At 41.9% G+C, this 25,980-nt stretch carries 28 protein-coding genes; 1 reads left to right on the top strand and 27 read right to left on the bottom strand.

Features of this window, described 5'->3' with window-relative positions; translation table 11 throughout:
* Positions 1-192 precede the first annotated feature (192 nt).
* From QUF07_RS05215 to QUF07_RS05150, 14 genes are all read right to left on the bottom strand, one after another.
* On the bottom strand, positions 193-1,098 hold the full coding sequence (locus tag QUF07_RS05215) for a glycine betaine ABC transporter substrate-binding protein (protein ID WP_217163019.1): 906 nt from the start codon (positions 1,096-1,098) through the stop codon (positions 193-195).
* Positions 1,099-1,110: 12 nt separating this feature from the next.
* Entirely contained in the window at positions 1,111-1,962 is an 852-nt protein-coding gene (locus QUF07_RS05210) for an ABC transporter permease (protein ID WP_056983191.1), read from the bottom strand.
* Positions 1,955-3,154, bottom strand: coding sequence for a quaternary amine ABC transporter ATP-binding protein (locus tag QUF07_RS05205; protein ID WP_289426924.1), 1,200 nt, complete (start codon positions 3,152-3,154; stop codon positions 1,955-1,957). The genes QUF07_RS05210 and QUF07_RS05205 overlap by 8 nt, the downstream gene beginning before the upstream one ends.
* A 549-nt stretch (positions 3,155-3,703) precedes the next feature.
* Positions 3,704-5,068, bottom strand: a complete 1,365-nt coding sequence (gene rlmD / locus QUF07_RS05200; protein ID WP_217163023.1) for a 23S rRNA (uracil(1939)-C(5))-methyltransferase RlmD — start codon at positions 5,066-5,068, stop codon at positions 3,704-3,706.
* Positions 5,069-5,146: 78 nt separating this feature from the next.
* Positions 5,147-6,145, bottom strand: coding sequence for a diacylglycerol kinase (locus QUF07_RS05195; RefSeq protein ID WP_217163026.1), 999 nt, complete (start codon positions 6,143-6,145; stop codon positions 5,147-5,149).
* 16 nt (positions 6,146-6,161) lie between these two features.
* Positions 6,162-7,583, bottom strand: coding sequence for an Asp-tRNA(Asn)/Glu-tRNA(Gln) amidotransferase subunit GatB (gene gatB / locus QUF07_RS05190; protein WP_289426923.1), 1,422 nt, complete (start codon positions 7,581-7,583; stop codon positions 6,162-6,164).
* Positions 7,583-9,046, bottom strand: coding sequence for an Asp-tRNA(Asn)/Glu-tRNA(Gln) amidotransferase subunit GatA (gatA, locus tag QUF07_RS05185; RefSeq protein WP_289426922.1), 1,464 nt, complete (start codon positions 9,044-9,046; stop codon positions 7,583-7,585). The genes gatB and gatA overlap by 1 nt, the downstream gene beginning before the upstream one ends.
* The gene (gene gatC, locus QUF07_RS05180; protein WP_054747155.1) at positions 9,046-9,357 is read right to left on the bottom strand and encodes an Asp-tRNA(Asn)/Glu-tRNA(Gln) amidotransferase subunit GatC; all 312 of its coding nucleotides are present in this window, start codon (positions 9,355-9,357) and stop codon (positions 9,046-9,048) included. Before gatC ends, gatA begins: the two co-directional genes overlap by 1 nt.
* 80 nt (positions 9,358-9,437) lie before the next feature.
* Positions 9,438-10,583, bottom strand: coding sequence for a CamS family sex pheromone protein (locus tag QUF07_RS05175; RefSeq protein ID WP_217341663.1), 1,146 nt, complete (start codon positions 10,581-10,583; stop codon positions 9,438-9,440).
* Positions 10,584-10,599: 16 nt separating this feature from the next.
* Positions 10,600-12,627, bottom strand: a complete 2,028-nt coding sequence (ligA, locus tag QUF07_RS05170; RefSeq protein ID WP_289426921.1) for an NAD-dependent DNA ligase LigA — start codon at positions 12,625-12,627, stop codon at positions 10,600-10,602.
* A gap of 32 nt (positions 12,628-12,659) precedes the next feature.
* Positions 12,660-14,891 (bottom strand): DNA helicase PcrA, encoded by a 2,232-nt coding sequence (gene pcrA, locus QUF07_RS05165; protein WP_289426920.1) that lies wholly within the window; start codon positions 14,889-14,891, stop codon positions 12,660-12,662.
* Positions 14,892-15,075: 184 nt separating this feature from the next.
* On the bottom strand, positions 15,076-16,236 hold the full coding sequence (locus QUF07_RS05160) for an ATP-grasp domain-containing protein (RefSeq protein ID WP_217341661.1): 1,161 nt from the start codon (positions 16,234-16,236) through the stop codon (positions 15,076-15,078).
* 58 nt (positions 16,237-16,294) lie between these two features.
* Positions 16,295-16,867, bottom strand: a complete 573-nt coding sequence (locus tag QUF07_RS05155) for a xanthine phosphoribosyltransferase (protein WP_217163043.1) — start codon at positions 16,865-16,867, stop codon at positions 16,295-16,297.
* Between the two features lie 14 nt (positions 16,868-16,881).
* Positions 16,882-17,517, bottom strand: coding sequence for a glycoside hydrolase family 73 protein (locus tag QUF07_RS05150; protein WP_289426919.1), 636 nt, complete (start codon positions 17,515-17,517; stop codon positions 16,882-16,884).
* A 160-nt stretch (positions 17,518-17,677) separates the two neighbouring features.
* On the opposite strand from QUF07_RS05150, the gene QUF07_RS05145 reads away from it, so the two are divergent.
* Positions 17,678-17,971 (top strand): DUF2187 domain-containing protein, encoded by a 294-nt coding sequence (locus tag QUF07_RS05145; protein ID WP_217163045.1) that lies wholly within the window; start codon positions 17,678-17,680, stop codon positions 17,969-17,971.
* Positions 17,972-18,056: 85 nt separating this feature from the next.
* Here the strand turns inward: QUF07_RS05145 and QUF07_RS05140 are convergent, their stop codons facing one another.
* The 13 genes from QUF07_RS05140 to infA all read right to left on the bottom strand — a co-directional run bounded on the left by QUF07_RS05140 (position 18,057) and on the right by infA (position 25,881).
* Positions 18,057-18,650, bottom strand: a complete 594-nt coding sequence (locus QUF07_RS05140) for an ECF transporter S component (RefSeq protein ID WP_217163047.1) — start codon at positions 18,648-18,650, stop codon at positions 18,057-18,059.
* Between the two features lie 162 nt (positions 18,651-18,812).
* Positions 18,813-19,205, bottom strand: coding sequence for a 30S ribosomal protein S9 (gene rpsI / locus QUF07_RS05135; protein ID WP_008855771.1), 393 nt, complete (start codon positions 19,203-19,205; stop codon positions 18,813-18,815).
* Positions 19,206-19,218: 13 nt separating this feature from the next.
* Positions 19,219-19,662, bottom strand: coding sequence for a 50S ribosomal protein L13 (rplM, locus tag QUF07_RS05130; RefSeq protein ID WP_353960958.1), 444 nt, complete (start codon positions 19,660-19,662; stop codon positions 19,219-19,221).
* 124 nt (positions 19,663-19,786) lie between these two features.
* A complete protein-coding gene (gene truA, locus QUF07_RS05125) occupies positions 19,787-20,584 on the bottom strand; it encodes a tRNA pseudouridine(38-40) synthase TruA (protein ID WP_289426926.1) in 798 nt (265 codons plus the stop codon).
* Positions 20,585-20,595: 11 nt separating this feature from the next.
* A complete protein-coding gene (locus QUF07_RS05120; protein WP_217163052.1) occupies positions 20,596-21,390 on the bottom strand; it encodes an energy-coupling factor transporter transmembrane component T family protein in 795 nt (264 codons plus the stop codon).
* Entirely contained in the window at positions 21,383-22,261 is an 879-nt protein-coding gene (locus QUF07_RS05115; RefSeq protein WP_289426917.1) for an energy-coupling factor ABC transporter ATP-binding protein, read from the bottom strand. Before QUF07_RS05115 ends, QUF07_RS05120 begins: the two co-directional genes overlap by 8 nt.
* Positions 22,231-23,064, bottom strand: coding sequence for an energy-coupling factor transporter ATPase (locus tag QUF07_RS05110; protein WP_217163057.1), 834 nt, complete (start codon positions 23,062-23,064; stop codon positions 22,231-22,233). Before QUF07_RS05110 ends, QUF07_RS05115 begins: the two co-directional genes overlap by 31 nt.
* Positions 23,065-23,249: 185 nt before the next feature.
* Positions 23,250-23,633, bottom strand: a complete 384-nt coding sequence (gene rplQ / locus QUF07_RS05105; protein ID WP_054747168.1) for a 50S ribosomal protein L17 — start codon at positions 23,631-23,633, stop codon at positions 23,250-23,252.
* A gap of 27 nt (positions 23,634-23,660) precedes the next feature.
* A complete protein-coding gene (locus tag QUF07_RS05100; RefSeq protein ID WP_056949308.1) occupies positions 23,661-24,611 on the bottom strand; it encodes a DNA-directed RNA polymerase subunit alpha in 951 nt (316 codons plus the stop codon).
* A gap of 94 nt (positions 24,612-24,705) precedes the next feature.
* On the bottom strand, positions 24,706-25,095 hold the full coding sequence (rpsK, locus tag QUF07_RS05095) for a 30S ribosomal protein S11 (protein WP_054747173.1): 390 nt from the start codon (positions 25,093-25,095) through the stop codon (positions 24,706-24,708).
* A gap of 25 nt (positions 25,096-25,120) precedes the next feature.
* Positions 25,121-25,483 (bottom strand): 30S ribosomal protein S13, encoded by a 363-nt coding sequence (gene rpsM / locus QUF07_RS05090; protein ID WP_054747174.1) that lies wholly within the window; start codon positions 25,481-25,483, stop codon positions 25,121-25,123.
* 24 nt (positions 25,484-25,507) lie between these two features.
* On the bottom strand, positions 25,508-25,627 hold the full coding sequence (gene rpmJ, locus QUF07_RS05085) for a 50S ribosomal protein L36 (protein ID WP_008855781.1): 120 nt from the start codon (positions 25,625-25,627) through the stop codon (positions 25,508-25,510).
* Between the two features lie 35 nt (positions 25,628-25,662).
* A complete protein-coding gene (gene infA, locus QUF07_RS05080) occupies positions 25,663-25,881 on the bottom strand; it encodes a translation initiation factor IF-1 (protein WP_008855782.1) in 219 nt (72 codons plus the stop codon).
* Positions 25,882-25,980: the final 99 nt, after the last annotated feature.

Genomic DNA, 25,980 nt, shown 5'->3' with positions numbered 1-25,980 from the left:
CGCCGATAAGCTATCGACTCCGTGCCGCCTAGGAAAGACAAGCAAATATTTACTTTAACTTTTGGGGTACACCTCATTTGCGTTTCAACCTCTTAGAGCGTTTAGCTATTCGATTTCCTCATGGATAAATTCACACTGGGGATTTCGACTTTAGATGATCCTTTGATTTTAAACGGTTCCAATTAATCCACTTTAGTTTTTCAAATCTTCAATCGAATTAATATTCTTCATATAAGAAGGAACGGCTAACCCAACTTTGGCACCCTTTAAATTGGTTCCAAGGTCGTCAAACTTGCCTTTATAATCCTTGTAATACAATCCTTGGGTGTTAGGCAACCAGGCACAGACCATGCCGTCAGCCGCGTTGGTTGCAATTGAAGCCCATAAGGGTTGAAGCTCCATTGCTTGGATTTCAACTTTATAACCAAGAGATCTCAATACATTGGCAACTAAATTTGTGGAGGCAATTTCTGAATCCCACGCAACATAGGTCAACTTGATCGATTGACCGTGAACGTGTTTAATGCCTTTGGTCCAGGAATTGACTTGTTGCTGATTCTGCTTCATCCATTTGACGGTTGCCGTCTTAGGATTTTCGCCATTGTTCACTTTTAACATGATGTCTGCCATTTGATCTGGTTTCCAGTTAAATCTGTTCAACATCTCATAGGCTTCCGGCTTGTCTTTTTTCAGCCCTTTACGGACAATCGTATGGATGTCTTCCGACTTTCCATAAATGTTTTTAGGATCCTTCAGGAACTTCAAATGGAATTTATTAATCATCCAGTGGGGCGTCCAACTTGTCACAACGATCGGCTGATGGTTCTTAACCGATTTAGCTAGTGTACTTGTCATGGCAGCAGTTGAACTGGTTTGCAATTGCCACTTAGAATTCGTCAGTCCATATGCCTTCATCGCCTTTTGAGTGGTTGTCATTTCACCAGCCCCGGCTTCAATTCCGGTGATCGTATAATTAATCTGTTTGCCAAGACTTTCGTTGGGGTTATATTTCGCAACCTTGCTTGAACAAGCCGACAACAACACGACAGAAAACGTGAGTGAGAGGAAAAGGATTAATTTGCGATTTCTTTTTTTCATATGAACCCCCTTCTATGACTTAGGGATCTTGCTACGATTAATTGCCTGCGTAATTCGATCCAAAATGATCGCTAAAATAACGATTGCTAGCCCGGCGGCGAAACCACCACCAGCGTCATTTCGGCCCACGGCAAAGTAGACTTTGTTTCCAAGTCCCATAGCCCCAATCATTGACGCGATCACAACCATCGAAAGCGAAAGCATCATACTTTGGTTGACACCAGCCATTAACGTTGATTTTGCTAATGGTAACTGAACCTTGAAGAGCTTTTGCCAAGAAGTTGAGCCATATGAATCGGCAGCTTCAATTAAGTCAGCCGGCACTTGGCGGATTCCTAAGTTGGTCATCCGAATCGTTGGCGGCATTGCAAAGATCACCGAAGCAATGACTCCGGGAACCATTCCAATTCCAAAGAAGGCAACTGCGGGGATCAAATAGACAAAGGCTGGCATCGTCTGCATAAAATCAAGAATTGGCTTGTTAATGGTTTCAAAGACCTTTGATTTACCCATCCAAATTCCAAGTGGAACTCCAATAACTAGGGCAATCAAGCTTGAAGTTAGAACCAATGTCAACGTCTGAGTCATATCACGCCAGAAGCCTTGATTCCAAATGTAAAGTAAACCAACGATTTCGAAGCCAATTAATGTCCAGTGCTTGGTTTTTCGGTTCAACCAGTACGTACAGCCAACAACCAGCAGCATGAACAACCAAATTGGCAACAGATCAAAGATCCATTGAAATCCGTTGATAATGCCGCCAATGAAGTTGGTAACAGCGTTGAAGAACCCTTCAAAGCTCGCCAACCAGTCAACAAATTTGTCAATCCAACTTGAAACAGGTAATTGAGGAATGTTATTCATCTTCGCCCACCTCATTTCCAGAAATTGCGCCAAGAACGGCACCTCTAATGATGATTCCTAACAGATGATTTTGATCGTCAACCACTGCATAAGGGATTGGCGTTGAAGAAATGGTATCCATGATATCCGTGATTGGGGTATCTGGAGAAGTTGTTGGCACGTTCTTTTGAATGACTGAATCAAGCTTACGTTCCTTCTTCTTGATTAAGCTCATCACGTGACTGGCGTCAACTACCCCAATAAATTCACGTTGATTGTTCACGACATAAACGGACGAAATCTCATTTTCAACCATCCGCCGCATTGCAATCCGCGGTCCATCTTTGTCAATGTTAACGAATGTCGGTCGGATCATGACATTAGAAGCGGTCAAAACCTTCGTCCGATCGACATCTTCAATAAATCTCTCAACGTAATCGTCCGCTGGTTGCGTCAGAATTTCTTCCGGCGTACCAATTTGAACAATTTCGCCGTCTTTCATGATCATGATTCGATCGCCAATTCGCAGCGCTTCGTTCAAGTCATGAGAAATAAATACAATCGTTTTGTGCAGGTTTTCTTGAAGATCCAACAACTCGTCCTGCATATCTTTTCTATTCAATGGATCTAAAGCTGAAAAGGCCTCATCCATCAATAGAATCTCCGAGTTATTAGCAAGGGCTCTGGCAAGGCCAACCCGTTGCTGCATCCCGCCTGACAATTGAGTAGGATACTGATTGTCGTAACCGTGAAGGCCAACTAATTCCAGTGCATCATGAGACTTTTTCAAACGCTCATCTTTATCAACACCCTTAATTTCCAATCCATAGGCGGTGTTATCGATGATGGTCCGATTTGGAAACAACGCAAAGTTTTGGAAAACCATGCTCATTTTGTTCCGGCGAACATCCAACAATTGTTTTTTATTGAGTGAGGTTAAATTTTCACCATCGATGAGGACTTCACCGGATGTGGGTTCAATCAATCGGTTAATCATCCGAATCATCGTTGATTTACCACTTCCAGATAGTCCCATGATGACAAAAATTTCACCATCGTTCACTTCAAAATTGGCGTCGTTCACACCAACTGTGGCACCTGCTGATTTTAAAATCTCAGCTTTTGACTTACCTGCTTTTAATAATTCTTCGGCCCGGGGAATCCGGCGGCCAAAAATCTTGGTAAGATGTCGCACTTCTAATTTTGCTGTCATGTGCCCCTCCTTATCAATGTTTCGTATTAACGATCTAAGAAATTAAAAAAGGCACTTCCTAATAGGTTTGTGCCTGTCGCTAAAAGATTTACTTTAAAAAGCATAACAAAGATATGGACTTGTTTCAAACATATAGACCAAATGCAAATTTGAAGCCTAGACTAAATTGGTTAGGCGTAACGACTGATATTATAAGGCTCGGGTCAACTATTACTATTCAGTTAACAAGCGGCTTACAAATGGCGTTGAATGGGCATGGTAATAGGAATTACCGCCTTTTTTCAAAAAAGTTGAAAGATTTCTCCAAAAAGTGATTGGAAACGGTTCCCAAAATCGAACGGGCTCGTTATTTTGACACGTTTGGTTGTGATTGCCTTGTTAGAATCAGCCGTCATCTTTACCCCATTTTCCACGCCATTACTAAAATGCGGTTTCGACCGTTACACAAGCGCCCACGATTAGAAATCACGCATCAAAAAAGATCCCCTCAAAATTCAAAATTTTGGAGAATCTTTTATAGGGACACATTCAAACGTGATCGTCACACATCTATTTTGTTAAAACCGTAATTGATTCAATATGCACCGTTTGCGGAAATTGATCAACAGGTTGGATTGGCTGGTTTACTTGATAGCCTTGTTCATTAAATAACTTGACATCCCTTGCAAGAGTTGCTGGGTTGCACGATACGTACACAACTCGTTTCGGTTGCATCTTAACAACACTGTCAATCAACGTGCCATCTAACCCTTTACGTGGCGGATCAACCACAATCACATCAGGCTTCAGGCCGTCTTCTTGCCATTTTGCCATTTGATCTTCGGCGTAACCCGCAACGAATTTCACATTATTGATTCCGTTAACTTTGGCGTTCTTTTTAGCGTCTTCAACGGCTTCGGGAACAATTTCAACCCCGTATACTTTTTTGGCGACTCGGGCCATTGAAAGTGAAATTGTCCCAATCCCACAATAAGCATCGATAACCGTATCGTCAGCGGATAAATCCGCTTTTTTGGTGGCCAAATCATATAATTTTTCGGTTTGGACTGGGTTAACTTGATAGAACGAATTAGCAGAAATTTCAAATTTGAGTCCAAGCAGGGTGTCCTCAATCGTACTTTGCCCTGCCAAGACTTTATTCTCCTTACCCATCAATGCATTGGTCTTTTTCGGATTCACATTTTGGACAATGCTCTTAACTTCTGGCAATGCCTTAGTGATATCAGCAACAATTTCCTTGTTACTTGGCAATTTTTCGGTTCTGGTAATGAGCACAATCATCATTTCATGAGAATAATGCCCGCGACGAACCATCACGTTTCGGATAACTCCGCCGTTTACTCGTTCATCGTAAGGCTTAATCCGATACTTGCGTAAAATATCACGAACTACGACGATCGCCTTATCAATCTCAGGATCTTGAATATAAAAGTCCTCGATTGGGACGAGATCATGGGAATGTTTGCGATAAAATCCTGTTTGCAATTGACCATTGATTAAACGAACCGGGATTTGAGCCTTGTTACGATATTCATAAGGCTTATCCATGCCAATTGTTGGGTCAACTTGCACATCAAGCTTCAATTTCTTGAAATCTTCTTCAATTTGATGACGCTTGAATTCAAGTTGCGCATCATATTTGAGATGTTGTAGTGGGGCAATGCCGGTTTGCGTATATGCCTTATCAACCGACTCGACTCGGTCAGCACTCTTTTGATTGATCTTAATAACTTTCCCAAATGCAAAGTTTTTCTTGACCTTAATAACCTTCATTGTCACGTTTTCAGTCGGCAATGCATCTTCAATGAAGATTGGGAAGTCGTCAATTTTGGCAACCCCCATGCCTTGATAAGTCAAATCGGTAATATCAACATCATAATTTTCATTTTTTAATACTGGAGCAGTTCTTTTCATTTATTCACCTTTATTTGCGTAGAAACAAAAATTGCGAAACGACAACATCGTAACGCAATTCATAAACATCATATAAAACTATTCCTTATCAGGCAGTTTGTCAACGCCTTTGACGAAGTTCTTTTCAGCTTCACGAATTCGATCGATTTCATCGGTGTACGCTCGATCAGGAATTTCATCAGTATTCGCAAAAATTTCAATGTGTTGTTTCAAATCAACGAACGTCATTGGCGCATCGCCACCATATTCGCCATCCAAGTTAATCTGCATGCGATCATTAACTGGCTTAGCCGTCACTTTACGGACCTTCTTGTAAATGATCCGGGGATCGTCCACGTGCTTACCACCATTCAAAACTTTAGAAGCCAAATGAAGAATTTCCACCAGGTTGCTGGTTTTAACAATGATTAACGTGAACTTACCATCATCCAGCAATGCATCTGGAACAATTTGTTCAAACCCACCGACCGAATTGGTTAAGGCGAGGAAAAACATAGATGCTTTGCCTTTAAATTCGCCGCCATCATATTTCAAATCCATCTGGATGGGTTTAATTCGCGGCAATAATTCGGCACCTTTGACCAAATAGGCTAAATAACCAAAAATCGTTTTTAAATCTGAAGGCACATCGTAAGTCAGTTCAGTTAGTAAGCCACCAGCGGCAATGTTAATGAAGTAATTATCGCCAGCTTTGCCAATATCCATGTGAATGGTTTGCTTCTTAAATACCATCTTGGCGGCTTCAACTGGATCCTCACGGGGAATATGCAAAGCACGGGCATAATCATTCGTTGTACCGGCAGGGATGATCGCCATCTTTGGTCGTTTCTTCAATGGGGCAATCCCATTGACAACCTCATTGATCGTTCCGTCTCCACCAGCCGCAACAATTAACTCGAACCCTTCTTCAGCGGCTCGGCGAGCTTCATTTTTGGCGGAATCCTTAGCAGCAGTGGTGGCGTATGCACTGGTTTCATAACCAGCCTGTTCAAACACATCCAAAATATCCACCATCTTCTGCTTGAGGATTTCTCTTCCAGAAGTTGGGTTATAGATGACTCTTGCCCGTTTTCGCATAATAATCCTGACTTTCCTATTTACTCATTGATTCTTTCAACATTTTGTTTACAACTTGAGGGTTAGCTTTGCCATGAGTTTGTTTCATGATCTGACCAACTAAGAAACCGATTGCACGATCTTTACCATTATGAAAATCTTCAACAGATTGTGGGTTGGCTGCCACAACATCGTCTACGATTGGTTGGAGCTTAGCGGGATCTGATAATTGAACCATGCCCTTTTCTTCAACGAATGCCTTGGGATCGTCTCCCTTGGTAATGGCTTTGAAGACTTTTTTGGCCATCTTCGACGAAATTGTACCATCGGTGATCAGTTTAACCATCGTTGCAAGATGGTCAGGGGTAATCTTGGTGTTTTGAAGGTCAACCTGATTATCATTTAGGTAGGCATTAACGTCACCTTGTAGATAGTTGGCAGCCAGCTTTGCATCGGCCCCAGCCTTAATCATGGCATCGTAGAAATCAGACATTTCTTTGGTCTGGGTAATAACCATTGCATCGTAGTCTGTAATGCCTAATTCATTGACGTAATGCTCACGACGCTTGGCAGGTGGCTCTGGAAGTTCCTTATTGATTTGGTCAATCCAATCTTGGGAAATTTCCAAAACTGGTAGGTCTGGTTCTGGGAAGTAACGATAATCATCGGAACCTTCCTTAACCCGCATCAACTCGGTTTTACCCGTCGTTTCATCAAATCGACGAGTTTCTTGTTGGATCACGCCACCAGACATCAACACCCGTTGTTGACGTTGCTCCTCGTATTCCAGACTCTTACGGACGTAGTTAAATGAGTTAATGTTCTTCATTTCAACTTTGGTACCATATTCCTTCTGGCCAAGTGGTCTGATCGAAATGTTGGTATCAACCCGCATGGAACCTTCTTCCATTTTGACATCAGAAATGCCGGTAAACTGAACAATTTGCCGTAATTGTTCCAGATAAGCATATGCTTCATCTGGAGATTCAATATCAGGCTTGGAAACAATTTCAATTAGTGGGGTTCCCTGACGGTTTAAGTCGACATAAGAATGTTCAACAGCATGGGTATTCTTCCCCGCATCCTCTTCGATATGCATCTCAGCAATCCCGATTTTCTTCTTTTTACCATCTACTTCGATTTCAACCCAGCCGTCATGGGCAATGGGCGTTTCGGATTGGGTAATCTGGTAAGCCTTTGGGTTATCAGGATAAAAGTAGTTCTTTCGGTCGAAATGAGGCTTGGGTTCGATTTGAGCATGTAGCGCTAATCCGGCCATAATGCCGTCATGAACAACCCCTTTGTTAGTGGTTGGCAAGACACCAGGATAACCCCAGTCAATCACGTTAGTGTTGGCATTTGGCGTATCACCAAATTCTACGGGAGAAGGACTAAAAATTTTGGAGTTCGTTTTTAACTCAACGTGCACTTCAAGCCCAATTGTTGTTTGAAAATTCATTAGTTAGTTCCTCCCATCTTTGGTGTTTGCTGATTAAAGTCAGTATCTTGTTCGAAAGCATTCCCAGCTTGATAAACGCTTAGTTCATCATATGGTCGACCGATTAGTTGAACACCTACTGGCAAGCCATTTGAAAAACCAGCTGGGATCGACATTCCTGGCAGACCAGCCAAGTTCACTGGCAATGTCAACACATCGTTCATATACATTGTCATTGGATCAGAAACATCTTCACCGATGCCATATGCCGGGGTTGGGGCAGTTGGTGCCAAGATCAAATCAAAGTCTTTGAATACTTTGGCAAAATCATTGTTCATCAATGTCCGAACCTGAGCAGCTTTCTTAAAGTAGGCGTCATAGAAGCCGGCAGACAACGAGAAAGTTCCTAACATAATTCGGCGTTTAACTTCATCGCCAAATCCTTCAGACCGCGACTTTACATAGAGATCCTCGAGGTTCTTAACATCTTTAGCCCGACGACCGTAACGAATGCCATCAAATCGCTGAAGGTTTGAAGATGCTTCAGATGAGGAAATAATGTAATAAGCCGCAACCCCATACTTAGTATGAGGTAACGAAACTTCTTCAACAGTGGCCCCGAGTTTTCTAAATTCATCGGCAGCGTCCAATACTGTTTGCTTCACATCATCATCAAGTCCTTGGGACATGAATTCAGTTGGAATTCCAATTCTCATCCCCTTAACACCGTTATTCAAGGTGCTGGTAAAATCAGGAACTTCCTTAGTTGATGAAGTTAAATCATGTTGGTCATGACCCGCAATTGCGTTCAAAACGGTCGCGTTGTCCTGAACATTTCGAGTAATTGGGCCGATTTGATCCAAACTTGAACCAAAGGCAATTAAGCCCCAACGAGAAACCCGGCCATAGGTTGGCTTCATTCCAACCACTCCGTTAAACGAGGCTGGTTGGCGAATTGAACCACCCGTATCAGATCCAAGCGCCACCAGAACTTCACCAGCGGCAACCGCGGCAGCTGAGCCACCTGATGAACCACCAGGCACTTTGGTCGTGTCCCATGGATTGTGTGTGACTTTGAAGGCAGAGTTCTCAGTTGAACCCCCCATTGCAAATTCATCCATGTTAGTCTTTCCTAATGTCACCGTGCCAAAGCTCTTGAGCTTTTCAACAGCAGTTGCATCAAACATTGGCGTGAAGTTTTCCAAAATTTTGGAAGCAGCTGTCGTCTTCATCCCTTTAGTCAACATATTATCCTTGATGGCAACAGGAATACCAGACAAGCCGTTATCAGCATCAATCCCATTCTGATCGATTTGTTCAGCGTCTTTTACGGCACTAGCTTCATCAACCGTTAAGAACGCCTTAATCTCACCATCAACTGCTTGGATATTGTTCAAGGTTTCTTGGGTCAGATCTTTAGCGGAGATTTCTTTGGTGACTAATTTCTCGTGGATACTGGTTAAGGATTCGTTGAAATAATTCATTACTCATTTTCCCCACTTTCATCGATAATCGTAGGAGTTCGAATGTAGCCATCCTGAGTATCAGGGGCATTATCCAATAATGCTTGTTGTTGGTGCCAATCTTCGGCAACGTCTTCTCTCATAACATTAACTTGGTCAGTGACACTACTTGTCGGTTCGACACCCTCGGTATCAACTTCACTGAGTGTTTCAAATAAACCGATAATCTTATCTAATTGGGTTGTAAAATATGGTAACTGGTCATCGTCAATCTTGAGCTTTGCTAGGCCAGCAACGTGTTTCACTTGATCTTCAGAGATCTTTTCAGTCATCGAAATCCTTCTCTCTTCTGAATTACTTAATTTAATCACAACAATAATTTTACCATATAACGACCATCATTTTTGTAAAATTAATAACTATTGAAAATATGAGCTGAAAACTTCTTCTCGTTGGCTTTTCGGCTCAAGAAACTTTGGATACCCTCCGTCGACTGAACCGTAATGTCAATTGGTGCGTTGGCCGGCAAGTATTTCTGGGCGGCTCCTTGAATGTACTGAGTGAAACTAATAATTTCAGTCTGGCTGTAAAATTGGGTGGTAATATTGACATTCATGCCACTCAACGAGCCGTCGGTGTACTGAGCCTGAGCAGTCACCCCACTCAGGTTCGGGAAGAATCCTTGAATGGTTGATTTGAAATTATCAAAAGAATCTTCATCGTTGGTGCTGGGACCCTTTTTGTTTGATTGGAGTGGAAAGACATAATTCTTTTGGTTTACTTTTGTCCACTTGCTAATCTTCGTCTCCGAATCGTCATTCAGGGAATAGGCAAAGAAGTTCCCGCCAACGAGACTATCATCAGATGCCGACTTATAAAGCGCAATAATGATCGGAATGTTCTTCAAGGCCTTCTTCTTCCGCAATCTTTGAAGGACTTGGTTAGCAATTGCCTTGCCATGCTTTTTAACCTCGGCATTGGAGATGTTGGTCTGATATGTCGGCCCATATTGAGTCTTCTTGTAATAATCCACCGAGTTAATCGCCAAGCCAACGGTCATCGCGGATAACTTGAGTGACTTCCCATTTTGAACCATAAAGTCCTGTTCATCAATTTGGGAAAGGTAAATGGGTGTCCGCCCAGTCGGCGTGGTGGATTTGACTTTTTCGGGATTAAGGCCGGTTGGGTTCGATTTGGATTTGCGATCCAGCCAATTTTCCACCTGGTCAGTTGAAAGGTACTGGCCTTCTTGGAAAACATACTTTTTAGTTGAAAATTCCTTCTTGGAAATATTCAGCAAGCCATTCTCAAATCCCTTGATATTAAATTGGTTGGATTCTTGGGACACGCTAACGCCCCTTGATTTACTGGTCCGGTAACGACCATTTTTGATGACCCCTTGATAATAATTATCGTTGGTTTGACCGGTTAATTGCGTCTTGGTCTTTGAACCATTCGAGCTGTTGGTGTCACTTGACAGATTATCAACACTGCCACACGCCGCTAACATGAACCCGGATAGGATAATCGAGATGCCAACAATTGCTTTTTTTAACATTGATTCTCCTCCACTGTTACTTCTCATTTGCCATCGCCTCACGGAAGTAGGCTTCATCCCACGTTTCAATTCCTAGATTTTTGGCTTTATCATATTTACTGCCAGGATCTTCACCAACAACCACGATATCAGTTTTCTTTGATACAGAGCCGCTAACGGTGGCACCATGGTCTTCAAGCCATTGAGTGGCATCAGGACGGGTGATTTCTTGAAGTTTACCAGTTAATACAAACTTCTTTCCAGTAAAGAAGGAACCGCTCTGGACCAGCTGTTCATCACTCACACCGAGATAGTCCATATTTACCCCAACCTGTTTCAGCTGTTGAATCAGCTCTTTTGACTCCGGCATTGAAAAATAGGTCACGACACTGTCAGCAATGATCATTCCCATTGTATCAATTTCCGCAATCTCTTGCGCGGAAGCAGCCATCAATTTATCAATATTTTTAAAACGCTGTGAAATTAAACGAGCTGCCTTAATCCCAACATGGCGAATTCCTAAACCATAGAGCAGTCGTTCACAAGAATTGCCCCGGCTGTTCTCAATGGCTGCAAGAAGATTACCCGCAGATTTTTCACCAAATTTATCCAAAGTCAACAATTGGTCAAAAGTCAGTTCATATAACCCAGCAACATCATTTAACATATGCTTATCAAATAACTGAGCAATGATCTTTGGACCAAGGCCGTCGATATTCATGGCGTCCCGCGAAGCAAAATGGGTTAACCCTTCCTGAAGTTGAGCGGGACACTTGGGATTAATGCACCGCAATGCAACTTCTTCATCTAAATGAACCAACTCGGAGCCACACGATGGACACTTAGTCGGGATTGAGTAAGGCTGGCTTTCTTTGGGCCGCTTTTCAGCAATATATTGCGAAATCTCAGGAATAATATCGCCAGCCTTATGGAGCTTAACAGTATCGCCGACGCGGATATCCTTCTCCTGTAGATAATCGGGATTATGTAAGGAAGCCCGACCAACTGTCGATCCTGCTAAGGTCACGGGATCCATCACTGCAGTTGGGGTCACTACCCCCGTACGTCCAACTGTCCAGACAATTTCTCGGACAACCGTTTGGACTTCTTCAGGTGGGAACTTGAACGCAATTGCCCAACGAGGGACCTTTACTGTTGCACCCAAAGACCGTTGAAGTGGCAGTGAATTGACTTTAATGACAATCCCATCAATTCCGTATGGAAGTCCGTCGCGAAGTTGCTGATATTGATCAACATAGGCATCAATCGCATTCATTGAATGAGCAACCCGGTACGTGGGATTGATCGTAAAACCCAATGCCTTTAATTCTTCCAGCAGACCACTTTGAGTATCCGTTTCCAGGTCATCATAATCCGCAACGTTATACATAAATGTGCTCAATTTCCGGCGAGCAGTTACCCTAGGATCCAGTTGTCGCAAACTACCAGCAGCCGCGTTCCTTGGGTTGGCAAATGGTTCAAGACCATTATTCTGCCGTTCCTCATTCAATGAAGCAAATGAAGACTTGGGCATGTAACATTCACCACGAACCTCGATATTGATTGGCCGCGTAAGCTTACGTGGAATCGATTTGATCGTCTTTAAATTTCGCGTAATATCTTCTCCGATCTGCCCATTCCCACGAGTTGAACCCTGAACCAAAATTCCATTTTCATATCGCAATGAAATTGCCAAACCATCAATTTTCAATTCGCAATTGTAATTAAACGGCACGGAATCAGAGTCCGTCAGGCGGTCAACAAAATCCCCGAGCTCACCTTTTGAGAAAACGTCCCCAAGTGAAAGCATTGGAATCTCATGGGGCACTTTTGTAAATCCGGGTAGTGTGTGATCACCAACTTTTTGGGTCGGCGAATCCGGCGTTACAATGTTGGGAAATTGCTTTTCCAGTTCAACCAACCGTTCATAAGTTTGATCATAGACAGAATCCTCAACGCTGGGAGAATCGTAGGTGTAATATTCATCGGACCATTTATTTAGTTTTGCTCGAAGATTGGCTGCTTCTTCTGCGGCCTGTTGCTCACTGATTTTTTCAAGAGCCACGATAACACCTTCTGTTATTTAATTTCTAATAGCTATTCCTGTTTTTTGATTGGGGCAAAAGCAGCTAATAATCGCTTAATTCCCTGTTCCTGAAAGGCAATATCTAATTCCATGTCCTCGCCAGTTCCAGAAACCTTAACAACCGTGCCGGTTCCCCAGGCTTTGTGGGAAACTTTGTCACCAACTTCCCAAGCTTTCCTATCAGCACCAGTTCCCTTAGGCTTTTCAACTATCTGATCTGGACGGTGGTAAGTGGTTGCGGTTGCCCGCCGAGTTCGCCGGTCAAATGGCGTGGTCAATGGCGTTTCGGACTGCTGTTGATTGTCGTAATGAATTAATTCGGGCTTAATTTCATTCACAAATCTGGATTCCGGATTATTCTGTCGGCGACCATAAAGCATTCTGGAGTAGGCATTAGTGATATAGAGCTTTTCCTTAGCCCGGGTAATGCCAACGTATGCCAGCCGCCGTTCTTCTTGGAGCTCAGATTCATCTGCAGCCGCTCTGGCAAGTGGGAAAAGCCCTTCCTCCATCCCCATCAAAAAGACAACTGGGAATTCCAACCCTTTGGCCGCATGCAATGTCATTAAAGTCACTTGAGAATTATCATCTTCCAGATCATCCTGATCAGAAACTAACGCTAAATCACTGAGAAAGTTGACCAAGTTATCTTGACCGGTTTCTTCTGAGTTGGCTTCATCATATTTTTGAGTAACTGAAATAAATTCTTCCAAGTTTTCAAGCCGAGTTTGAGCTTCAAGTGATTTCGAGGCCTTTAAGGTACTCAGGTAACCACTCTTATCCAACAGTTCTTCTGTTAATTCGGTAATGGACAGCTGATCCATTTTGGCATAAATCTGACTGATCATTTGTTCGAATGCGGCAATTGAGTTTTTCGCCCGAGATGAAATTTCATTTGCCAGATCCACACTCTTGGCTGCATCTAATAGGCTCCACCCGTGGTCATTGGCGAAGAGCCGTAACTTTTCAATGCTGGTAACGCCGATTCCTCGCTTAGGTTCGTTAATCACCCGTTCGAAACTCATGGAGTCGTTAGGGTTACCCAACAACGTCAAATATGACAAAATATCTCGAATTTCTTTTCGGTCATAGAATTTATGGCCCCCAACCATCGTGTAAGGGATGTTGGATTTAAGGAGCGTTTCTTCAATCACTCGAGACTGAGCATTGGTTCGATACAAAATCGCAAAGCTGCCATAGTTGTGCTTTGGCTTTTTCATTTCCTCTTGAATCTTAGCCACAACGTAGCGGGCCTCATCATTTTCGGTTTGACCACGATAATATGAAATTTGGTCGCCCTTTTCATTTTCAGTCCAAAGATTTTTGTCGGCTCGATTATCATTGTGAGCAATGACTGAGTTAGCAGCATCCAGCACCGTTTTGGTTGAGCGATAATTCTGCTCCAACAACGTCACGTGAGCATTAGGATAGTCCTTCTTGAAGTCCAAAATATTTTGCATATTGGCACCCCGCCAACCATAAATACTTTGGTCAGCATCCCCAACAACACAAATATTCTGATTCTTCTGGGCTAACGTGTTCACCAGCTTATACTGTGCCTCATTGGTATCCTGATATTCATCGACATGAATATAGTGAAATTTATCCTGATAATATTCCAAAACATCCTGATGTTGCTCAAATAACTGAATGGTAATCATAATTAAGTCATCAAAGTCCAATGATTCATTTTGACGTAACTCAGCCTGGTAGCGTTCATATACATCAGCCACAATCTGATCAAATGCACTCACTGCCTGAGCTTTATACTGTTTTGGTGTCAATAAATCATTTTTAGCATTTGAGATCGATGACAGAATGGAACGCGGGTCAAATTTTTTGGGATCGATGTTCAAGTCCCTTAATACTCGTTTCACAAGGGTTCGTTGCTCACTGGTATCAGCAATCGTGAACGCCCGATTGTACCCTAACAGATCAATGTTACGCCGTAAAATCCGCACACAGAGGGCGTGAAATGTTGAAACCCATACATCATTGCCACTGTCATCCAACAGCTTAGCAACCCGCTCACGCATTTCTTTAGCAGCTTTGTTTGTAAAAGTGATTGCCAAAATATGCCATGGCATCACATGATTATGTTCAATTATGTACGCAATCCGGTGGGTCAAAACTCGAGTCTTGCCACTACCAGCCCCCGCCATAATTAACACTGGTCCTTCGGTATGGACAACTGCATCCTTTTGATCCTTATTTAAACCGTCTAATAAATTTTCTTCAGCCACTAAAAATTTCATCCTCTCACATTTATCCTGTCAATTATACCAAAAAATACCAGCTTTTGCTCCTAGCTTAAATCATTCATAAACATCAATAAATGAGTGTTTAGAAGTGAAAGAATCAACCATTCCAAAGGTTCGGAACAATTGATTCTTTTGATTGTTTTGATAAATTAATTAGAACACCCAGTTATTTTTTTAAATACTTATCTTTATAATCAATATCGGGCCAAATTCCGGTTGCTTCCAACTGCATCAGTGTGTCTGGCAACGATTGAGTAGGGATTAAGACATTTCCGACTGCTTGATCATCATCGCTTACCTGATTATCGTAAATTGTAAAGTGCCAGTTTCCTTTTATGACCCATTGCGTTTTGATCCGCTGATAATCCTTTTTTCTGATGGTTTGGTAAACCGTCGGCGTAGCAGTAATTATTTTTGCCAGTGGTAAGCCAACAATTGCACGAATATGTTGTTCAAACTCGTTCACATTAGCTGCATAATCAAACACGAATCCGGCTGGGCTCAATAATGGCGCCACCCGACTCACATAAATTGACCCACTTTTTGCTAAGAATAAACTCACTTCGACAGTGCCAACGTAATCCAGATTATTCGTGATCTCTTTTGTAATGCGTTTCATTTCCTTCTCAACGCTAGGGTCTAGCTTGGAAGCAGTAAATGCTGTCATCAACTGATTATTCTTATATACAACTTCCACAACCGGGAAAATTTCTTGGTCCCCTGCTTCGGTCCGGGTCACAATGACAGAATAATCGATATCGTGCTCAACGTACGACTCAAGAATATAGGTACCAGCATCCAGAAAGCCAGAAGCCAGGACAATATCAGCTTGATTCTTAATTAACAATTCTTTGCCGTTCAACAGGCCCCGCTGAATTGGCTTTAAAATTGCTGGATAACCGATAGAATTAATTGCTTGGTAAATGTCCTCTAGAGTGACGATCGTTGAATAAGGCACCATGTTGATATTCAACGTTTCAAAAAAGCTCCGCTCAATCAATCGGTCTTGAATGATATCCAGCAAGCCGTCGCTTTGAGGAACTGACGTAAATTCCGAAATGTAGCGGATAATGTCCGAATCAATGAAGTCGTTATCATACATCACAACGTCACAACGCTCCGCAAACATCTTCAACGTCTGTTTATCATCGATTGGCCCGATATATTTATAATCGGCAAGTTGCATTGCTTTACTATCTTCATTTGAACTATACATTCCGATATTAAAGCCCATTCTTTTTGCGGTCATCAATAAAACGGGTGTGCTTGGACCTTCGCCTAAAATACCAATTGTTTGACCTGGATAGAGAACATTTGCTTTTGCCAATTATTTCACTACTTTCATCCAATTATTATCAACAACTTGTTGATTCTTTCATAACCTATTATTCCACAAAAGTAACCTTTTGGTTATCTAATGAAGCAATTCGGGCGAGTGATTCTAATCGAACCCCTGTCTTTTCAATCATTGAGCGCCCCTTTTGGAAGCTCTTTTCGATGACGATTCCCACACCGGCAACGTCAACTTTGGCAACTTTGGCAATTTCCAATAAACCTTGAACAGCTTGGCCATTTGCCAGAAAGTCATCGATTATCAAAACCCGATCCTCTGGACTCAAAAATCGTTTGTCTACACTGATATCGTTGCTGACCTGTTTCGTGTATGAATAAACATTGGCTGTATAAAGATTATCAGTCAAAGTTAAGCTTTTGTGCTTCCGAGCAAAGATGAGGGGAACCCCAATATGAAATGCGGTCATTAACGCGGGGGCAATCCCTGATGATTCAACGGTAATGACTTTTGTGATCTTTTCATCCTCGAAGAGCTTTGCAAACTCCTCGCCGATCTGATCCATCAATTTTGTATCAACTTGATGATTTAAAAAGTTATCCACTTTCAATACGTTGCCTGGTAAAACTGTGCCATCCTCAACAATTCGCTGCTTAAGTAAATCCATTACAAAATTCCTTTCTAATCATCATACTGATATAGCTTATATTTTTTAATAATTGAAACCAATTTTTTAGTATAAGTTGGATCGGTTGCATAACCGTCCCGTTGTAATCCATCCGCGGCCTGCAGATAATTTCTGGCGTTAATGACATCCTGATACTGACTATTATTCCATTTGGTCCCATATGCCAGCAACCGGGCATGACCAGTCAATGAATCATTCCAACTCTGATACACTTCAAAATGCGCTTTGACGGTCACGTACCGGCCATTCACAAACTCCTGGGTATCTAAATAAACCGAATTAGTACTTGAACTTTGTGCCTTAACACCGAATAAATTATGATACTTGCTTGCCAGCTTGCTGGAACCCCAATCCGACTCTAAAATCGCCTGAGCAAGCGTGATGCTAGGCAACACATTGTACTCACCCTGCAGTCGCTGAGCCTGGGGAGCAAGCTTCGTAATGAACTTTCGATGTTCGATGGCGATTTGATTTGTAGCATTATCAACCTGATTTGAATTGGAATAACCATTTGACAACGCTCGAAATCCTAGAATGACCATTAACCCAAAGAAGATCAAAACGAGCATGACAATCGTATTGGATTTTCTCACTCGACGCCGGCGCCGTTTCCCATATTTAGCCAACACAACCTCAAACTTTCTGACTTTAGCATTAATTCTAACGATAAATGACAATAAAGACAATTAATATTTAACAATTTTTAATATACAAAAGGTGACATAATTGACAAATCTACTAATATCAGTTATGTTATCACTTGACACTTAATTATGGAGATGGAAACCAATGGCTAAAAACACCGAAGTATCAGAAGCACAATCTAAGTTCCACGTTGGTGATGAGGTTTCATTCAAGATCGAAAAGAAAACTTTTAAAGGCTATGTTGATAAGAGTTATACCAACTCATTCCTAATCACATTTGAATCTGATGATCCTGAAATTATTGATAAGTACCACAAGAAAGTGGTTATCAATAATCGTCATCTAAAAATGATCAAGGCTGCCCCACGGGTTGAAGAAGATCCTGAAGACGACGAAGAAGATTCTGAGAAGGCAACCAAGAAACCCAACAAGAAATGATGATTGAAGAGGCTGTGGCAAAACATTTTGTTTTGTTGCAGCCTCCTTTTTGTCTTCACACCTTTTTAGGAATGAACCTGATTACTCACTGTCGGCGTTTAATGGCCCGGCTCAACGGAACAGCAATTAACGGGGTCACAATTCCACTAAAAATCGCTTCCGGGACACCATTCGTTCCAACAACGCCAATCAAATACGGGAGTAACTTTTCCATATTAATCTGATACAGCTGAGGCGCCTTTGCTTTATAAAAGACATAAATCAGCCCTAAAACCAAAACCGTATTTGTGATTGATCCTAAAATAGCCGCAATCGAAACGCTTAACGATTGATTTTTGAACCGTTTTCTTAACGCCGTATACGCCCAGCCCGCCACCAAACCAATCATAATTCTTGGGAAAACCGAAACAATCGGGTTAACAAATACAATTGTCGCTAACGGACTGGTTGGCCAGATGTAGGCCCGAACAAACGTAATCAAGCCCCAGACACCGCCAATAATTGCCCCATCTGTCGTTCCTAAGAGGATAGTCGCAATGACAACCGTCGTCGGGATAATCGTAATGCTTAAGGGGCCAATTGGAATATATCCAATCAACGGGATCGACGTCTGAAGAATGATAATTGCAATAAACATCGCCAATAAATTAAGCCTCAAAGTGTTCTTTGTTTTTGGCATGGTTCCGCTCCTTTAAATTTATTGCATTTATTATACAATAACAAGTTTCATTCTAGTAGATTGGCGACGCTTAAAGTCGTTTGAGAACAAAGTTTAACATAAACTTCAGATTACAAAAAAACACTTCCAATGAGAAGTGTTTTGAAAGTAACAATTTGAATTTTAACGCTTTGAGAATTGTGAGGCCTTACGAGCTTTCTTAAGACCTGGCTTCTTACGTTCCTTCATACGAGCGTCACGGGTTAATAATCCTGCACGCTTCAAAGGTCCACGGAAATCTGGGTCAACTGCGAGTAATGCACGTGCAATACCATGACGTGTTGCGCCAGCTTGACCAGAGAATCCACCACCATTAACGTTAACTAAGGTATCATAGTTACCTAAAGTTTCAGTAACATTAAATGGTTGCACAACAACTTCACGTAAGTTAGCAAAAGGAATATAATCTTCGATTGCCTTGTCATTCATGATAATTTTTCCAGTTCCTGGTACCAAACGTACCCGAGCAACTGAATCTTTACGACGGCCTGTGCCGCTATATTGTACTTGAGCCAATGCGAGTTCCTCCTTAAATTAGGTTAGTGATGTCAAATGCTTCCGGCTTTTGAGCTTGGTGATCATGTTCAGGACCTGCATAGACATGTAACTTCAAACCAATTTTATGACCTAATGTTCCATGAGGAAGCATTCCTTTGACTGAATTTTCGATCAATTTTTCTGGGTTCTTCTCACGAAATTCTCCAGCTGATTTTTGCTTCAAGCCGCCAATAAAGCGTGAGTGATGATAATAGATCTTTCGAGTATCCTTATGACCAGTCAATTTCACTTTACTTGCGTTAATTACGATTACATTGTCCCCTGTATCGACATTAGGGGTAAAAGTAGGCTTATTCTTGCCTCGTAGAATTGATGCGACTACTGATGAAAGACGTCCTAAAGAAACGCTATCTGCATCAACAACGTACCATTTACGTTCTACTTCACCAGGTTTTGCCATATATGTTGTACGCACGTTATATTCCTCCATGTTCCTGTGTTTGTTCGACACCAAATAAGATTCCGGGGCTTATCGTGGGGCAAACAATACCAACTAACATAATACAAATTATTCCACTAAAAGTCAATCAGTTTTGTAATTATCGGGGCCGAGTGGATAATTTTGTTGGGTGAGCTGGATCTTCACCCTCGTAGTAAACCTTTTTAAGATATAAACCAGAGGCGGGCATCGTTAGCCGTGCCTGGTTTCGATCTTTGACCTCGTATAAGCGCCGTATATCATGTTCAGGGCGTCTATTCGATCCGATCTCGACAATTACCCCAACCATGATCCGAACCATGTTATAGAGGAAGCCATTGCCGTAAAACTCTAACTGAAGTTCATTGGCAGCCTCATCCAGTTTGCCGGTTGCTTCATAAATCGATCGAACATTGGATTTGGCAGTCGAGCCAGAGGCAACAAAACTAGAAAAATCATGTTCGCCAAGGAAATCAGGTAATGCTTCGGTGACCCGGTTAAAATCAATTGGAAACTTCCAGTGACCCGTATAGTTACGTTTAAACGGATCCGAAAATTCGCCTAAATCCACTCGATAAAAATATCGTTTACCGGATACATCATAGCGGGCGTGAAAATCCGACGCTACCTTTTCGACTTTCATAATTTCCATATCCAGTGGCAACATGCTGTTTAACCCACGGTAAATAGCCTCAGTCGGCAGATTATATGGAAAATCAAAGTGAATAACCTGACCAAATGCATGAACGCCTGAGTCAGTTCGTCCAGATCCATAGACCACAATTGGCGGATCAGGATTTTTAGCCATTAAATTCACTTGTTTTGTCAATACCCCTTCAATTGTTCGTTTGCCAGGCTGCCTTTGAAAACCACTAAAAAGCGTGCCATCGTACTTGACCGTTACTTTATAACGGATGATCATCACCCCAACTATTTTCGTAGATATAATACTAACCCGCCAACCAGCAGAAAAACGAGCCAACTAACCGTGTCCTTTAACTGCCACCGATAAATTCGATACTTACTCCTGTGTTCGCTATCCGAAAATCCTCTAGCTTCCATTGCCGTTGACAGATTCTCCGCGTGATTGATCGCCCCAGTAAATAACGGGACTAATAGCGGAACGGCTGCTTGGACTCGATGCTTTAAGCTTCCTGAACCAAAATCAACGCCACGCGACCGCTGAGCGTTCAGAATTGTTTCCATTTCATCCATCAATGTTGGCACAAACCGTAAGGCAATCGACAGCATGAGCGCCAGCGTATCAACAGGAAACTTTACTTTCTTGAGTGGCTTTAACACTGTCTGCACCCCATCCGCAATTGCCAATGGAGTTGTCGTTAACGTTAAAACGGTGGAAATCATAATGATCAGCAAAAAGCGGATAAAAATAAAGCCACCGTTAATCAAGCTTAAATTTGTGACCGAAAATGGTCCCCATTTCCAGAGAACTGTTCCACCAGCACTAAACAGAATTTGGAGGGCGACAGTAAAAATAATCAACCAAACCAACGGCCGGATTCCTTTAAGAAAAAAGAGGATTGAAACGCCAGACAACAAAATCACAATTGCGATTAATACTGCTAAGGCAGCGTAAGAAGCCAAGTTATTAGCAAAAAATATCACAATCACAAAATAAAAGCTCAACATCAGTTTTGACTGCGGGCTCATTTGATGAACCCAGGAATTTCCTGGTAAATATCTGCCAAATAAGAAATTACTCATCCGTATCCGCTCCTTCAGCCACCAATTGCGAAATTTTAATGGCGAGCTGATCAATTGTCAGTGGTAATTTGCCGACTGGAACACCTGCATCAACCAATTTTTGGGCAAATTTCGCACTGCTAGGTAAATTAAGTTGCATTTTATAAACCCATCCCGGATCAGCAAAGATTTCGGCAGCTGTACCGGTTTTGACAATTTTTCCTTCGTCCATCACAACGACCTGAGAAGCGTAGTTCACCACATCATCCATTTGATGGGTCACCAAAATGATCGTCATTTGATCTTCGTCATGCAATTGTTGGGCCAAATCCATAATCTCTTTATGACCCCGAGGATCTAACCCGGCAGTCGGTTCGTCAAGAATGAGAATTTCCGGCTTCATAGCAAGGACTCCAGCGATTGCCACCCGCCTCATTTGACCTCCAGACAGATCAAAAGGCGATTTTTCAGCCAAAGATTGATCCAAACCAACAAGCTTCATCGCCGATTTGGCTGCCTGCTGGGCATCAGCATCACTAACACCGTAGTTTTTAGGGCCAAACATGATATCTTTAATAACCGTTTCCTCAAAAAGTTGTTTTTCAGGGAATTGAAAAACCATGCCAACATGTTGACGAAATGCTTTAAGATTCTTGTTTGTCGTAGCTGGTGTAATTACCCTACCAAGTACTTGAACGCTTCCTTTGGTAGGCTTTAGCAAGGCATTGATATGCTGAACGAGGGTCGATTTGCCACTTCCAGTATGACCGATGATAGCCGTAAATGAATTGTTCGGAATGACCAATGAAACATCAGCCAACGCATTTTGTGCATACGGGGTATTTGCTTGGTATGTGTGGGTTACTTGTTCGAAACTAATTGCTTTATCCATGCTATTAACCTCTCGCTATCAAGATATTGCTGATTCAGGTTGACACCTTTTCTTTTTAAGGCTGCAATGAGTTGAGATGTGTATGGGGCATCTAACCCAATTTGTGCCAATTGTTCAGTATTCGAAAATATCTTATCTGGAACATCTTCATCAATTTTTTTGCCGTGATTAATCACCACAACCCGGTCCGCACCAGCAGCTTCGTCAATATCGTGGGTAATTGAGATAACCGTTAAATGATTTTTTGCTTTGATCTCACGCACCAGATTCAAAATATCTTGTCGCCCTCGCGGATCTAACATACTGGTTGCTTCATCAAGAATAATTATTTGGGGACTCAAAGCAACAATTCCGGCAATTGCGACTCGCTGCTTTTGCCCACCTGATAAGTTAGCGGGGATTCGATCTCTAAAATCCCACATATTCACATTTTTGAGACTGCTCTCAACAATATGATGCATTTGTTTCCGATCAACCTGACGATTTTCGAGTCCAAAGGCAACGTCATCTTCGACAGTGGCCCCGACAAACTGATCCTCTGGATTCTGAAAGACCATGCCAATTTTATTGCGAACATCAAGAATATTTTCGTCGTTCACTAATAAGCCGTCCACTATGATCTGCCCTTGTTTTAAAACATTCAAGCCATCAATCAGTCTTGCCAGCGTACTCTTGCCACTCCCATTTTGACCGATCAGCGCTAGCCATTCACCTTCGTGGACGTTCAGTGACAAATTATCAAATAGTAAAGGTTGGTCAGCATAATTAAATGAAATGTTTTTTACTTGAATGATATCTTTCATGGATAAATTCCTCATTTGAACGCGCAATAGATTGAATTTATGTACAAAAAAATCACTTACAGGAAATCAGTGCATGAGACGCGTCTCACATTCAAACTAGACTAGGAATAAGATCCACCATCATAACGTTCTATACCAATAACCTGAGTGATTCTCGTGAAAATATGTGATTGAATTAAAGACGATTAGTCAACCAATTCAAGGATAACCATTGGAGCACCGTCACCGCGACGAGGCATAGTCTTTAAGATTCTAGTGTAACCACCATTACGATCAGCATACTTAGTAGCTAAGTCGCCGAATACTTTTTGCAAAGCAGTAGTAACGGTAATATCATCACCATCTTCTTTAACATCTGCAACAACATCCCGAATGAATGCGGCAGCTTGTCGACGAGCGTGTAAATCACCGCGCTTACCAAGTGAAATCATCTTATCGGTAGTTGAACGAACTTCCTTGGCTTTAGCTTCAGTGGTCACAATCTGACCATGAATGATCAAGTCAGTTGTCAAATTCCGAAGCAATGAACGACGATGTTCGCTACTACGTTGTAATTTCCGATAACTCATAATTTAGATGTCCTCCTTTTTTATTTGTTAGTCTTCTTTACGAAGTGAAAGGCCTAATGCAGCTAATTTTTCTTTGACCTCTTCAAGTGACTTACGACCTAAGTTACGAACTTTCATCATGTCAGCTTCGGTCTTTTCAGTAAGTTCTTGAACAGTGTTAATGCCGGCACGTTTCAAACAATTGTATGAACGAACAGATAAGTCCAATTCCTCAATTGTCATTTCCAGCATCTTTTCCTTATGGGTCTCTTCTTTTTCAACCATGATTTCGGTATTTTTAGCTTCATCAGTCAAATCAACGAACATTTCAAGATGTTCAGTTAAAATTTTGGCTGCTAAACTAACGGCTTCACTTGGTGTGATTGAACCATCAGTCCAAACATCCAAAGTCAGCTTATCAAAATCATCACGTTGTCCAACCCGAGTGCTTTCAACTTGATAGTTGACACGTTCGATTGGGGTATAAATTGAATCGACCGGAAGCACTCCAATAGGCATCTCTGAACTACGCTTCTTGTTTTCAACAGCAGAAACATAGCCGCGACCCTTGTTGGCAGTTAATCGCATATGGAATGTAGCCCCATCAGCGACTGTAGCAATGTGCAAGTCAGGATTTAAGACCGTTACATCACTATCACCTTGAATATCACCGGCAGTAACATCAGCAGGACCAATGACGTCGATCTCTAGATTCTCTTCTTCATCTTCTGGCCCATCTAATTTCAAAGAAATTTTCTTAACATTCAAGATAATTTGAGTAACATCTTCAACTACTCCCTTAATAGTTGAAAATTCATGCAGAACATCATCAATCTGGATACTGGTAACAGCAGCCCCGGGGAGTGATGACAATAAAGTTCGTCGTAAAGAATTACCAAGGGTAGTTCCATAACCACGTTCCAGTGGCTCTACGACAACTTCACCGTAGTTCTTAGTCTCTTCTATCTTATGAATGTTAGGCTTTTCAAATTCAATCATTCTTATCATTAACCCCTTTCAAAACGCGTGAGTCTACATGCAAAATATCAATATACTCAAACAAAATAAACTTCACTATATTGAATGTCTCTAATTAAACTCGACGACGCTTTGGAGGACGAGATCCATTGTGAGGTACCGGAGTAACATCACGAATAGCAGTGACTTCCAAACCAGTAGCTTGAAGTGCACGAATAGCAGCTTCACGACCAGAACCTGGTCCTTTAACAGCTACTTCAACGGATTTCATTCCATGTTCCATTGAAGCCTTCGCAGCTGCTTCAGCAGCCATTTGAGCGGCAAATGGAGTTGACTTACGACTTCCACGGAAGCCCAATGCACCAGCTGATGACCAAGAAACAGCGTTTCCTTGGGCGTCAGTAATCATAACTAAAGTATTGTTGAAGGTTGAGTGAATATGTGCAATACCTGACGCAATATTCTTTTTAGCCCGGCGCTTGCGACTTGTCTTTTTGTTTACCATAAAAACAGATGACCTCCTTTATTTATTATTTTCTTCTGCCTGCGGCAACTTTGCTGCCTTTTCTAGTGCGGGCATTGTTCTTGGTATGTTGACCACGAACAGGCAAACCACGACGGTGACGCATTCCACGATATGAACCAATTTCTTGAAGACGCTTGATGTTCATACTTACTTCACGACGTAAGTCACCTTCAATTTTTAGATTACTAACGATCTCACGGATTTTGTCTTCTTGGTCTGGTGTTAAATCACGAACACGGACGTCTTCTGAGACACCTGCTTGAGCAAGAATCTTTTGGGAAGTCGTCGTGCCGATACCAAATATATATGTTAGTCCGATGACAATTCGCTTATCACGGGGTAAATCAATTCCGGCAATACGAGCCATTGAGCATACACCTCCTGTTTATGTTTATTTACCTTGGCGTTGTTTATGCTTTGGATTTGCTGAGCAAATAATCATTACTCGGCCTTTTCGTTTGATAACCTTACAATGTTCACACATTGGTTTTACTGATGGTCGTACTTTCATTTTTAATCCTCCTCGAAAAATGATGAAGACAAGAATTACTTAAATCGATAAGTGATTCTACCCTTACTCAGATCGTAAGGAGACATTTCAACAGTAACCTTGTCTCCAGGAAGGATCCGAATGTAATGCATCCGAATTTTCCCAGAAACATGAGCTAGAATTTCGTGTCCGTTTTCAAGTTCGACACGAAACATTGCGTTTGGCAATGTTTCAACCACTTTTCCTTCAACTTCAATAACATTATCTTTAGCCACTCAATAACACCTCCAATGTTAAATTTAGATTGAATTAAATAAATTAACTTGACAAACCTTTGATAGTCTACCACATTCAACATATTTCATCAATCTAAT

The sequence above is a fragment of the Lentilactobacillus sp. TOM.63 genome, from assembly GCF_030361045.1.
Taxonomy (GTDB): Bacteria; Bacillota; Bacilli; order Lactobacillales; family Lactobacillaceae; genus Lentilactobacillus; species Lentilactobacillus dabitei.
Note: the sequence above shows the minus strand (reverse complement) of the source record. Positions and strands in the feature narration are given on the sequence as shown.